General features: G+C 62.4%; 13 protein-coding genes. 5 read left to right on the top strand and 8 right to left on the bottom strand.

Annotation, left to right across the window (positions count from 1 at the left end; all coding sequences use genetic code 11):
• Positions 1-27 precede the first annotated feature (27 nt).
• The 5 genes from NKJ89_RS05675 to NKJ89_RS05655 all read left to right on the top strand — a co-directional run bounded on the left by NKJ89_RS05675 (position 28) and on the right by NKJ89_RS05655 (position 4,029).
• The gene (locus tag NKJ89_RS05675) at positions 28-924 is read left to right on the top strand and encodes a dihydrodipicolinate synthase family protein (RefSeq protein ID WP_352600643.1); all 897 of its coding nucleotides are present in this window, start codon (positions 28-30) and stop codon (positions 922-924) included.
• A 183-nt stretch (positions 925-1,107) separates the two neighbouring features.
• On the top strand, positions 1,108-1,482 hold the full coding sequence (locus NKJ89_RS05670) for a DUF3024 domain-containing protein (RefSeq protein ID WP_352600641.1): 375 nt from the start codon (positions 1,108-1,110) through the stop codon (positions 1,480-1,482).
• On the top strand, positions 1,479-3,161 hold the full coding sequence (locus NKJ89_RS05665) for an SWIM zinc finger family protein (RefSeq protein WP_352600639.1): 1,683 nt from the start codon (positions 1,479-1,481) through the stop codon (positions 3,159-3,161). Before NKJ89_RS05670 ends, NKJ89_RS05665 begins: the two co-directional genes overlap by 4 nt.
• Position 3,162: 1 nt before the next feature.
• Positions 3,163-3,744, top strand: a complete 582-nt coding sequence (locus tag NKJ89_RS05660; RefSeq protein ID WP_352600637.1) for a hypothetical protein — start codon at positions 3,163-3,165, stop codon at positions 3,742-3,744.
• On the top strand, positions 3,745-4,029 hold the full coding sequence (locus NKJ89_RS05655) for an FCD domain-containing protein (RefSeq protein WP_352600635.1): 285 nt from the start codon (positions 3,745-3,747) through the stop codon (positions 4,027-4,029). It begins immediately after the preceding gene.
• A 61-nt stretch (positions 4,030-4,090) separates the two neighbouring features.
• On the opposite strand, the gene NKJ89_RS05650 is transcribed toward NKJ89_RS05655, so the two are convergent.
• From NKJ89_RS05650 to NKJ89_RS05615, 8 genes are all read right to left on the bottom strand, one after another.
• Positions 4,091-4,546: a MaoC/PaaZ C-terminal domain-containing protein gene (locus NKJ89_RS05650; RefSeq protein WP_352600774.1), complete on the bottom strand. Its 456-nt coding sequence runs from the start codon at positions 4,544-4,546 to the stop codon at positions 4,091-4,093.
• On the bottom strand, positions 4,543-5,619 hold the full coding sequence (locus NKJ89_RS05645; protein ID WP_352600633.1) for a Gfo/Idh/MocA family protein: 1,077 nt from the start codon (positions 5,617-5,619) through the stop codon (positions 4,543-4,545). Before NKJ89_RS05645 ends, NKJ89_RS05650 begins: the two co-directional genes overlap by 4 nt.
• Positions 5,612-5,941, bottom strand: a complete 330-nt coding sequence (locus NKJ89_RS05640; protein WP_352600631.1) for an L-rhamnose mutarotase — start codon at positions 5,939-5,941, stop codon at positions 5,612-5,614. The genes NKJ89_RS05645 and NKJ89_RS05640 overlap by 8 nt, the downstream gene beginning before the upstream one ends.
• Before the next feature lie 9 nt (positions 5,942-5,950).
• A complete protein-coding gene (locus tag NKJ89_RS05635) occupies positions 5,951-7,063 on the bottom strand; it encodes a mandelate racemase/muconate lactonizing enzyme family protein (RefSeq protein WP_352600629.1) in 1,113 nt (370 codons plus the stop codon).
• A gap of 6 nt (positions 7,064-7,069) precedes the next feature.
• Positions 7,070-8,167 (bottom strand): ABC transporter ATP-binding protein, encoded by a 1,098-nt coding sequence (locus NKJ89_RS05630; RefSeq protein ID WP_352600627.1) that lies wholly within the window; start codon positions 8,165-8,167, stop codon positions 7,070-7,072.
• Between the two features lie 4 nt (positions 8,168-8,171).
• Complete coding sequence (locus tag NKJ89_RS05625) at positions 8,172-9,038, bottom strand: carbohydrate ABC transporter permease (protein WP_352600625.1); 867 nt, start codon at positions 9,036-9,038, stop codon at positions 8,172-8,174.
• A gap of 2 nt (positions 9,039-9,040) precedes the next feature.
• On the bottom strand, positions 9,041-9,937 hold the full coding sequence (locus tag NKJ89_RS05620; protein ID WP_352600623.1) for a carbohydrate ABC transporter permease: 897 nt from the start codon (positions 9,935-9,937) through the stop codon (positions 9,041-9,043).
• 136 nt (positions 9,938-10,073) lie between these two features.
• Entirely contained in the window at positions 10,074-11,393 is a 1,320-nt protein-coding gene (locus NKJ89_RS05615; protein WP_352600621.1) for an ABC transporter substrate-binding protein, read from the bottom strand.
• Between the last annotated feature and the right edge of the window lie 19 nt (positions 11,394-11,412).

The raw sequence follows: 11,412 nt of genomic DNA, 5'->3' as shown, positions 1-11,412 counted from the left end.
ATTTCCGAACGGACTGAGGATTCCCAAATGACCAAGGAATTGGCGGGCATGTATGCCGCCTTGATGACCGGACTAAGCGATGCCGGCGAATTCGATCCGCAGCGCCAGCGCAACATCAACGACTACGTCCTGCGCCAGGGCCTGGCCGGGCTCTATGTCGGCGGCAGCAGCGGCGAATCCGGCCTGCTGACGGCGGACGAATTGCTGGTTCAGCAAGAGGTGGTGTTCGCCAGTGCTGCAAGCACCGGCACCAGGCTGATCGCTCATGTCGGCATGCCGAACCTGCGCGATTCCATCCGCTTGGCACGGCAGGCGCAAAAGCTCGGCTATCACGCGCTGTCGGCGCTGCCGCCGCATTCCTATCCATTCTCCGACGAAGAGGTCTTTGGCTACTACCAGGCGCTGGCGGCGGCGACGGACCTGCCGCTGATCGTCTACGAAATCCCCTTGCGCACCGGCCGGCCGCTGCCGCTCAACCTGCTGGTCCGACTGCTCGATCTGCGCAATGTCATCGGCATCAAATACACCTCCACCGACCTGTTCAAATATTCGCTGCTGCGCAAGCGGCAGCCGCAAAAGCTGTTCTACTACGGCTTCGACGAGATCTATGCCGCCGCCGGCATGCTCGGCACCGATGGCGGCATCGGCACCACCTACAATCTGCTCGGCAGGCTGTACCTGGCGATTGACCAGGCGATCCGCGCCGACGATCTGGCACGGGCGAAAGTGCTGCAGATAGTATCGCAGGACTTCGTTGAGGTGCTGCTGGAAACCGGCGTCCTGCCGGGCATGAAAGCGGCCTTCCGCATCATCGGCGTCGATTGCGGCCCGACCCGCGCGCCGATGGCGCTGGCTGTTGCCGACGCCGAAGAGCGGATGCGCGCGGTTCTCGCTCGCCCGGCGGTGAGAGAGTGGCTGGCGTGAGAGAAGTTGGCTGAAAGATCCGCAGCCGCCGAATGCGAAGAGACCATCGGGCAGTTCCGCAAATTCGGAGGCATCTTGCCTCAAAAGGATTGCCTCACCGGATCGGTCGATTATCATAAACGGCGATAGCCGCATGGCTGAGGGCAGCACCACAGCGCTCTTGGCGGCGATAGCGGGAACGCGATGGTGTGGGTCAAGAAACTTTCGGCCGACGAGAAGCTGGCCATCGCCGCCGACTGCGAGCGTTTCATCGCCGATGTTCTGAAGCCACGGTTAATCCACGGCCAGCCGAATCGGCTCGACCATCCGTTAGACATTTTCGGCAAGTGGCGAGGAAGCAAATACGGTTTCTCCGCGCGCTACCGTTCGTATGACGGTGAAGAATTCAACGCTCCCTTCGCCCGGCTCGACCATGTGGAGGAGCATCTCGCCGAGACCCGGTTCGACCTCATGTGGCACAGGCACACCGGAACATGGTGGCGGCTGCATTCGACCGTTACGTTGGACGAGGCCCTGCGTCTCATCTCGGCTGACTCGAGGCTCCAGCCGCCACTATGAACCGCAAGAACAGTCGTCCCCGTTTCGATGTCGATGCCCTGCACGACCTTGTCGGCAACAAGGTGTACTTGCGCGGCGAGGCCTATTGGCGTGACGGGCTGGTGCGACTGCTGACCGTCGGGCCGAAGCGCGTGCTGGCGCAGGTTGCCGGCACGGAGGACTATCGCGTTGAGCTTATGGGGCGTGCAGAGTCGGTCGACGGCACGTGTTCCTGCCGCGCCTTCGAGGATTGGGGCTATTGCAAGCATTTGGTGGCAACAGCGCTAGCGGCAAATGCGGTAGTCAGCGACGCTGAGGCGGAAAGCCTCGACGTCTTCGCGGGCATTCGCCAACATCTGGAGAGCAAGGACATCGCGACGCTCGTCGAGATGATCATGGATTTTGCCGAGCGCGACCCGATCCTGTTGCGTAAGCTCGAAATGGCCGCGCTCGCTACACATGGTGACGAGAGGACTCTCGAGGCGCGTCTCGGCAAGATGATTGACGGCGCAACCGCCACGAATGGCTTCGTAGACTACCGCGAGGCGTCCAACTGGGCCCAAGGCGTGGACGAGGCGCTCGACGTGATCGCCTCGGTCTCGAGCAAGCATGCGGCCATCGTCATGCGGCTCGCTATGCGAGCCATCGATCGGATCGAGGCTGCTATCGAGGGCGTGGACGATTCCGATGGCCATTGCGCCCCACTTCTCGACCGGGCATGCGAAATTCACTGCAACGCTGCCTTGGAGGCGCCTTGCGAGCCCTTGTCCCTGGCGCGTGACCTTTTCGCACGCGAGATGAACGGTGACTACGACACCTTTGCTGGCGCGGCCGGGCGCTATGGCGATATCCTCGGCGAGGAAGGATTGGCAGCATACCGCCGCCTGGCCACCGAGGCCTGGAATGAGCTGCCCGCAACCGCCGGCAAGAATCGGATCGGTCACGTATTGTCCGGCGACCATTTCAGGCTCCGGGAAATCCTCGACTTCTTTGCCGAACGCGATGGCGACGTGGAGGCGCGCATTGCGCTTCGCGCCAAGCATCTGTCCTCACAGCAAGCCTATCTGCAAATCGCCAAATTCTGCCTCTCGCAAGGTCGTGCGGAAGAGGCTTTGCGCTGGGCCGAGGATGGCCTGTGGATGTTCGAGGATGACCGACCTGACGAGCGGCTCGTTTTCTTTGCAGTCGACCTGCTGACCACAGCCGGTCGCGATGCCGACGCTGAAGCGCATCTGTGGCGCGCATTCGAGAAGGCGCCGAGCTTCGAACTATATCAACGGCTGTGCAAGTCGGGTGGCAAGGAGGCGCGCGATCGAGTAATCGAGCGCCTCCAATCCAGGCTGGCGGGCGAGAAGCAGTCCGCTTGGCATTTCCCGGCCGATCTGCTCATCAGCATCCTGATTGAGGAGAAGCAGTTTGACTTGGCGTGGGCGAACACGCGCGCACATGGCGCTTCCGGCAGCCTGAAGGAAAAGCTCGCGCAGGCCAGTGAAGCCACGCATCCGCGCGAGGCATTGAAGATTTATGCGGAACGCGTCGAACAGTTGGCCCAGTTTGGCGGTAACGGCGCCTACGCCGAAGCGGCAGACCTGATCGGCCGCATGGCCAGCCTGCGCACGGCATCCGAACATGTCGCGTATTTAGCCGATGTGAAGGACCGCTTCGGCCGCAAGCGCAATTTCATGAAATTGTTGGCCTGACATGCGGCGCGCGGCGATTGACGAGCAAAATCGCTACATGCTGGAACGCCAGCGGCAGTTCCGCGCAGCCGCTGATGTCGTCACCGATGCCTGGACGCGCTTCCGCGAGGTGGGGGCGGTGGCGGTTATCGGCTCCGTCGCGAAGCCGCTTTGGAAAGAGGTGCCGCGCTTCAGCGAATTCCGGCGCGAACGGATCGAGGTCTGGCATGAATGCAGCGATCTCGATCTGGCACTCTGGCTCGACTCGCAGGAACGCCTCGGCGAACTGCGCCGCGCCGCCGCGCTTGCCCTGCGCGAGGCCTTTGAGAAGGGAACAGGGATCAGCGTTGCCGATCACCAGTTGGATGTCTTTCTGATCGAACCCGGCAGCGACAATTACCTGGGCCGGCTCTGCAAATTCAGTCAGTGTCCGAAGGGAAAGCTCGACTGCCTGATTCCCGGGTGCGGGGAGGTCGCCTTCAACAGGCGCATCATGGACTTCACGCCGCATGCCGATCTGCTCGCCCCGGCCCAAGGCGCGATGCTCTACCAGCGTGGTGTCGGGCGGGTCCGCTCCGCGCTCGACCTGCCGCAGACTGGCTGAATGCCCGGAGGGCTGGACGAGCCACGCCTCTACGATGCCTGCGGCAACCATCGATTGCTCGGCCTGATCGAGGCGCACCACAATGCGGCCGATCGCTACGTTCGCATCCTGCTGTCGAATCTGGACTATCGCAACCGCTCGCAGACGGAGCACCGCGATCTGCTGGCTGCCTGCCGGCGGCGCAATGGCGAGAAGGCGATAGTCATCCTGAGGCAGCATCTTCGCGAAGGAAGCGAGACGGTGGTCAGCGCGATCAGGGAAGATGGCCTGTCGCGAAAATCCTAGGTTGAGGGTTGGCTCGGATTCTCATGTCGATTGGGCCACTTCTCATCGACAGTGGTGAGTCTCAGCCCTGCGCGGGCCTGCGTTCGACGATGTAGATGTGGTCGGCCGCGAGCACCACTTCGCCGCGCTGATTGATCACCTCGCAGCGCTCGATCACCCGTCCTGAACCTGGCCGCTTGGGATCGTCTTCCTGGGCCGCGATGGTTGTGCGTGTGCGGATCGTGTCGCCGATGAACACAGGCTTGATGAAGCGCAACCGGTCGTAGCCATAGGAAAAGGCGACAGGGTTGACGACGGTTGCCGTCAGCCCGATGCCGACCGAGAACACCAGCGTACCGTGTGCAATACGCTGGCCGAATGGCGTCGTCTTCATGAACTCGGCGTCCATGTGGTGCGGGAAGAAATCGCCGGTGTGGCCGGCATGGACGATGAAGTCGGTCTCGGTGATGGTGCGGCCGCTGGTAAGGCGGGACGAGCCGATCTCATAGTCCTCGAAATACTGGATCTGTTCCATCAGGGCCTTTCCGCGATCGGCGTCGCCGGTGCCGCATTCGACTGATACGCGGCCTCGACCAGCGCCATCGTGCTCCAGGCATCTTCGACCGGGCTGATCAGCGTTGCGTCCTCGCCCGCTGCATAGCGCTGGACATTGGCCATGCGGCCGACGAAGGCGTCGGGGAACCATGCTCCGGCCAATGGCACCGCGACCCAATCCGTTCCGCCTTTCGGGTAGATCTCCAGCACCTCCGCTTCGCCGCGCGGATAGTCAAGGTTGAGGCCAAGCTTGAGATAGGCAGCGCCCTCGGTGCCGCAGATGCGGAACTCGGAGGCTTGGTGCCGGCGACCGAACTTGTGATCGTGGTTGATCGACAGCGCGCAGCGCACGGTGTCGCCATAGTCGAGAATGGCGCTGGTGCGCGTCTGCGCCACCGAATGGTTGGGGTGGCCGAGCGTCTTGGCGTGCACGCCGCGCGGGTCGCCAAGCAGCTGCCGGATCAGGTCGAGATAGTGGATCGAGTGCATGGCGATCTCGACGCGCGGTGCCTTGAGCAGGAACTCCCACAGCTCCCACGGTGTCGCCAACGCCAGCCAGGCATCGAAGTCGACGATCTCGCCGAGCCAGCCCTTGGCGATGGCATCCTTCAGCGCCAGCATCATCGGTGCGAAGCGCCCCTGGAAATTCACTGCGGCCTGCAGCTTCTTGGAACGGCAGATCTCGAGGATTTCGGTTGCCTCGGCAAGGTGGCCGCCCATCGGCTTCTGGATCAGCGCCACGGCGCCGTCAGGTAATGCTTTCAGCACATCGGCATGGCGGGTGGGCGGCGTCGCGAGGTCAAAGATCGCACCCTCGACGGTGGCCGCTTCCTCAAGTGTGCGAAAGGCCGTCACGCCCCATTGGCTAGCAAGCTTTTCCGCTTTGGTGTGATCGGGATCATAGAGCCCAGCGACGGGAAAGCCGGCCTTCCGGTAGGCCGGGAAATGCGCGTCCCCGACAATCGAGCCGGCGCCGAAGGTGACGATCGGCCGGGGCTTGGAGGGTTTGGGCCATGACTGTACGAGCAAGGCAGGGTCGAAACCGCTTTCAGTCATGATGGAAGACCTCGTCCATATCAGCCCACCATTCGCCTTCCTTGCGCGTCGCCAGCGGTTTCTGGCAAGGCATGCAGACCGCCCACCATTCCTGTGTCCTGGGGTCGGCAGCCATCTTGGCCATGTCGGCTTCGTAGTCGGTGCCATGGTACTCGAAGGTGCTGAACAGCAGGTTCTCCGGCCGCTTCAGGTAGATCGAATAGTTCTTGATGTTGCAGGCCGAGATCATGGTCAGCACGTCGGGCCAGACGGCGGCGTGCAGGCGGACATACTCCTCGACTTTTTCCGGCTTCAGCCCCAGAACCATCCCCATCCGCTGCATGCCCGTCTCCTATTTCGTGATCGCCGTGGTGAATTCGGCGATGCTCACGGCCTTGACCGCGTCCCAGTCCCAGTCGATGCCGATGCCCGGTTCGTCCGGCGCCAGCGCCTGGCCATCTTCGATGCGTATGCGCTTGCCGGTCAATTGGTCGAGTTGCGGAATGTACTCGACATATCTGCCGTTCTGAACAGCGCAGGTCAGGCTGACATGCAGTTCCATCAGGAAATGCGGGCAGACCGGGATGTCGAAGGTCTCCGCTGCGTGCGCGATCTTGAGCCAGGGCGTGATGCCGCCGACGCGACCGACATCGACTTGCACGATCGAGCAGGCGCCTTTCTGCATATATTCGCGGAAATGGCGGATGGAGTAGAGCGACTCGCCGATGGCAATCGGCGTCGGCGTCGAGTTCGACAATCGCACATGCCCGTCGATGTCGTCGGCCGGCAGTGGCTCCTCGATCCAGGCGAGGTCGAGCTCGCGCAGCCTTGCCGCGCGCCGGATCGCTTCATCGATCGAAAACCCCTGATTGGCGTCGGTCATGATCTCATAGCCATCGCCTACCGCCTTGCGCACCGCCGATAGGCGCGCAAGATCTTCCGAGCCGTGCGGCCTGCCGATCTTCACTTTCGAGCCGCGAAAGCCCTTGGCCTTGGCAGCCAGCGCATCGTCGACCAGCGCCTGCGTCTCGATGTGCAGCCAGCCGCCTTCGGTGGTGTAGAGTGGACAACGATCCTTGGCGCCGCCGGCAAGTTTCCATAGTGGCAGGTTCTGCTTCTTGGCCCGCAGATCCCACAGAGCGGTATCGATCGCCGCGATCGCGATTGCGGTGATCGCGCCGATCGTCGTGGCATGCGTGGCAAATTCGAGATCGTGCCAGATCGCCTCGATCATGTCGGGGTCGCGGCCGATCAGGCGCGGCACCAGATGGTCGGAGAGGAGCCGCATCACCGACGAGCCGCCGGTGCCGATCGTGTAGCTGTAACCGGTACCGACCGCGCCGTCGGAATCCGTGATGGTGACGATCGGCGTTTCTTGGCTGACGAAGCTCTGGATCGCGTCGGTGCGCTTGACCTTTGGCACAAGGTCCACCATGCAAAGGTCGACTTTCTCGATTTTGGCCATGGTCGATCAGCTCCGCAGCGTCTTTCCGGTCTCGGTGGCAAACAGATGCGCCTGCGACATGTCGAGGCTCATGGCGACCCGCTCCCCCGGCCGCAGCGGTCTCGGATTCAGCATCCGCGAAACCCAGTCTTGGCGGTTGAATTCGACGAACACCAGCGTCTCGTTGCCGAGCGGCTCGGTGACCGTGATCGGCAGTTCGATCTGGTGGACGTCGGCCGCACCGCCGGAGCTGATGCCGTGGCCGGTCGGATAGATGTCATCCGGCCGCAACCCGAACACCACTCTGTCGCCGGTCGCGGCATTGGCCTTGAACTGGCCGGGCAGCGGCAGCTTTTCGCCGCTGGCGAAGACCAGCTTGCCGTCATCAACTGTCGCTTCGTGCAAATTCATCGGCGGCGAGCCGATGAAGCCGGCCACGAAGCGCGTCGCCGGCCGCCGAAAGACTTCGTCGGGCGTGCCCACCTGTTCGATATGACCGTCGCGCATGATGACGATGCGGTCGGCAAGCGTCATCGCCTCGACCTGGTCATGGGTGACGTAGATCACCGTCGATTGCACCTTGGCGTGCAGCTTTTTGATCTCGGTGCGCATCTGCGTGCGCAATTTGGCGTCGAGGTTGGAAAGCGGCTCATCGAACAGGAACACATCGGGGTCGCGCACGATGGCGCGGCCCATGGCGACGCGCTGGCGCTGGCCGCCGGACAGTTGCGAAGGGCGGCGATCGAGCAGCGCGTCGAGGCCGAGAATGGTGGAAGCTTCGGCGACGCGGCGCTCCATGTCTTCCTTGGCCGCGCCGGCGATCTTCAGGGAGAAGCCGAGATTCTCGCGCACCGTCATGTGCGGGTAGAGCGCGTAGGACTGGAACACCATCGAGATGTTGCGCGAGCGCGGCGGCAGGTCGTTTACCACCCGCCCGCCGATCTCGATCGAGCCGGCGCTGATCTCTTCCAGCCCGGCGATCATGCGCAGCGTCGTCGACTTGCCGCAGCCGGACGGGCCAACCAGCGCGATGAATTCGCGGTCGGCGATGTCGAGATCGATGCCGTGCACGATCCCGATATTGCCATAGCGCTTGGTCAGCTTGGTGAGGGTAACGGTTGCCATTGGATCAGCCTTTCACCGCGCCGGAGGTCAGGCCGCCGACAAGGTGTTTCTGGACGATGTAGGTGAGGGTGAGCGCCGGAATGATCATCACCACGGCGAGCGCGCACATGCCGCGCCAGTCGATGGTGAACTCGGCCGTGTAGTCGAGCAGGCCGACCGGCAGCGTCTTGGCGCTTACCGAGCGGGTCAGCTGCGAGGCCAGCGCGAACTCGTTCCAGCAGGTCAGGAAGGCGAAGATGGCGGCCGACGCGATGCCCGGTCCGGAGAGCGGGAACTCGACCTGCCAGAACGCCTGCCAGCGCGTGCAGCCGTCAATCTGCGCCGCCTCCGCGAGGTCCTTCGGCACCTGGCGGAAGAAGCCGTCGATCAGCCAGATCGTGAACGGCACGTTGAGCGCAACATAGGCAAGGATCAGCCCGAAATGCGTGTCGATGATGCCAAGCCGCACATAGAGGAAGAACAGCGGCAGCGAGAGCGCGATGCCGGGCACCGTGCGCGTCAGCATCAGGCCGAGAAAGACGCTCGACTTGCCGCGGAAGCGGTAGCGCGCAAAGGCATAGCCGCCAGCCATGCCGATGGCCACCGCGATGACCGTCGAGGTCACCGAGATGATCAGCGAGTTTCGGAAATATTCGATGACAGGGATGCCACCCTTGCCGATGCCGGAGAACATCGCGATGTAGGCGTCGAACGAAATCTCCTGCGGGATCCACACCGGCGGCTTGGCCATGATCTCCACCGCCGGTCGCAGCGACGAGAGCACGATCCAGAGACCCGGCAGGCAGATGGTCAGCATCGCCAGGAACAGGCCGATGCGATAGACAATGCCAATCAGCCGACGCTTCAGGCGGGCGGAAGAATTTTCGTCCATTCTCACCACTCAGCACCGATCTGCGTGCGCGCCGCGGCGAGCTTGTTGAAGAAATAGACGGTGAAGGCGATCGACAGCAGGATCGAGAAATAGGCCATGGCGTTGGCCATGCCCATGCGTCCGTCGCTGTAGGCGGTGCGCGCCACCAGTGTCCAAAGCAGTTCGGTTCGGCCCGCCGGTCCGCCATCGGTCATGATCTTGACGATGTCATAGGCGCGCGCCACGTCGAGCGAACGGATGGTCATGGCAATGTAGGCGAACGGCATGACGAACGGCCACGTCACATAGCGGAAGGTCTGCCACGGCGTGCAGCCGTCGACCCGTGCCGCCTCGATCGGCTCCTTGGGCATGGCGAGCAGTCCGGCGAGGATCAAGATCGCGAAGATCGCCGTCGACGACCAGATCTCAGCGATAGAAATGGCGATGAAGGCAAGATGGCCTTCGATCAGCCATGGTATGGCATCCCTGGTGATGCCGAGCGACTGCAGGGCATTGTTCACCAGGCCGATATTGTCGTTGAACATGAACTTGAACTGGAAGCCGACGAGGATCGGCGAGAACATCATCGGGAACATCATCAGCGTGCGCAGGATACGCTGGCCGCGCGTTGCCTTCTCGACCAGCATCGCAAGTCCGAGGCCGAGCAGCATTTCGAGATTGAGCGCGATGGTCAGCAGCAGCACCGTGCGGCCGAACGCCCACCAGAAATCGGTGTTGGACAGGATTGAAAGATAGTTCCTGAAGCCGATGAAGACGTAGAATGTCTCGGGCCGCGTCAGGCGGAAAGGCGTGAAGCTGGAATAGAGCGACAGCAGCAACGGCACGACGACAACCGCCGCCAGCACGATCATGGCCGGAAGCAGCAGCAGGAATGGCGCGGACGGCTTGAAGCCCTTCATCAGAATCCTTGAGGTGTTTGCATTGGACGGCGGTGCGCGCGCCTGGGGCGAAGGATCAGCGTAAACCGCTGGCGTCCAGCGAAACGCGATCGCCTCCCCCATTTTCTAATGGGGGAGGTAGCCCTGGGAACCGTTACTAGAGCTTGCCGGCGTCCTGGAGGATTTGCGTCGCCTTGGCGGCGGCTTCATCCAGTGCCTGCTTGGACGTCTTGTCGCCGAGGATCGCCGCTTGCAGTTCGGGGTAGACGGCGTTCGAGATCTCTATCCATTCAGGCGTCTGCGGCACGGCAAAAGCGTGCTTGGCCTCTTCCTGGAAGGCGGTGAGAACCTCCTTCTTGTAAGGATCGTTTTCGGCCTGCTTCAAGTCCCAGTCCCACACGGCCGTGCGGGTCGGTAGCGGACCTGCGGCAGCCTCGAGCTTCTGGCTGTCCTCGTTGGTCAGCCACCATACCAGCGAGGCCGCGGCCTCCTTATTCGGGCAATTCTCGGTCACCGAGAAACCATGGAAGCCGGACCAGCCGGTGCGCTTGCCAGAAGAACCCTTCGGCGCAACCTTGACGCCGACATTGCCGGCGACTTTCGACGACTTCGGGTCATTGAAGAAGCCGGCCCAGCCCGGCCAGTCCAAGTTGATGGCGACGGTGCCCGAAGCAAAGCCCTGGCCGAGATCGTCCCAGAGATAATTGGTGGTTCCGGCCGGTACGGCCTTGGCCTTGTAGAGGTTGACGAACCAGTCGAGCGCCCGGATGCCGGCTTCTGAATTGAAGACGGGCTTGCCGTCCTTGTCGAGATACTCGCCACCCTCGGCAATGACCATCTCGTAGAAGCGGCCGTTGATCGCCTCTTCCTTGCCGGCGAACTGCGTGCCGTAGAAATTTGGCGGGTTGGCGAAGAATTCGGCCTGGTCGGTGACTTCCTTCCAGGTGTCCGGCGGCACCAGGTCATAGCCGTGTTTCGCCTTGAACTTGGTCTTGTTGTCGGCATTCTCGTAGAGGCTCTTCTGGTAGTAGAGCGCCGAGACGTCGAACTGCGCTCGCGGCAGCATCTCCAGCTTGCCGTCGATCGTCGCCGAGGTGATCGTCGACGGCACGAAGGCGTCGATCTCTTCCTTAGGCAGCAATTTGCTGAGGTCGGTGTAGAGGCTCGTATACTGCGGCGCGAACGACGAATGGTTCCAGCCGACGCACCAGTTGGTGCTGCCCGAGGCAATGTCGGACTTGAGCTCCTTGTCGATGTCGAAGCCGTTCTTCTTGGTCAGGATGTTGACCTTGGCGCCGGTGGCCTTTTCCCATTCGGGAATGCGCTCGTAGAGCTTTTCATATTGCTGGCCACCGATCAGCTTCACGTCGACGGTCACGCCTTCGAACTTGCCGGGCAGGTCGCCGGCAAAGGCCGTGCCCGCAGCTGACGCAAGCAACAATGCGCCGGCGGACACGCCGGAAAGCAGTCTGTTCATTGATATCCTCCCTTGGTGC

Source organism: Mesorhizobium sp. M0047 (assembly GCF_040323315.1).
GTDB lineage: Bacteria > Pseudomonadota > Alphaproteobacteria > Rhizobiales > Rhizobiaceae > Mesorhizobium.
Note: the sequence above shows the minus strand (reverse complement) of the source record. Positions and strands in the feature narration are given on the sequence as shown.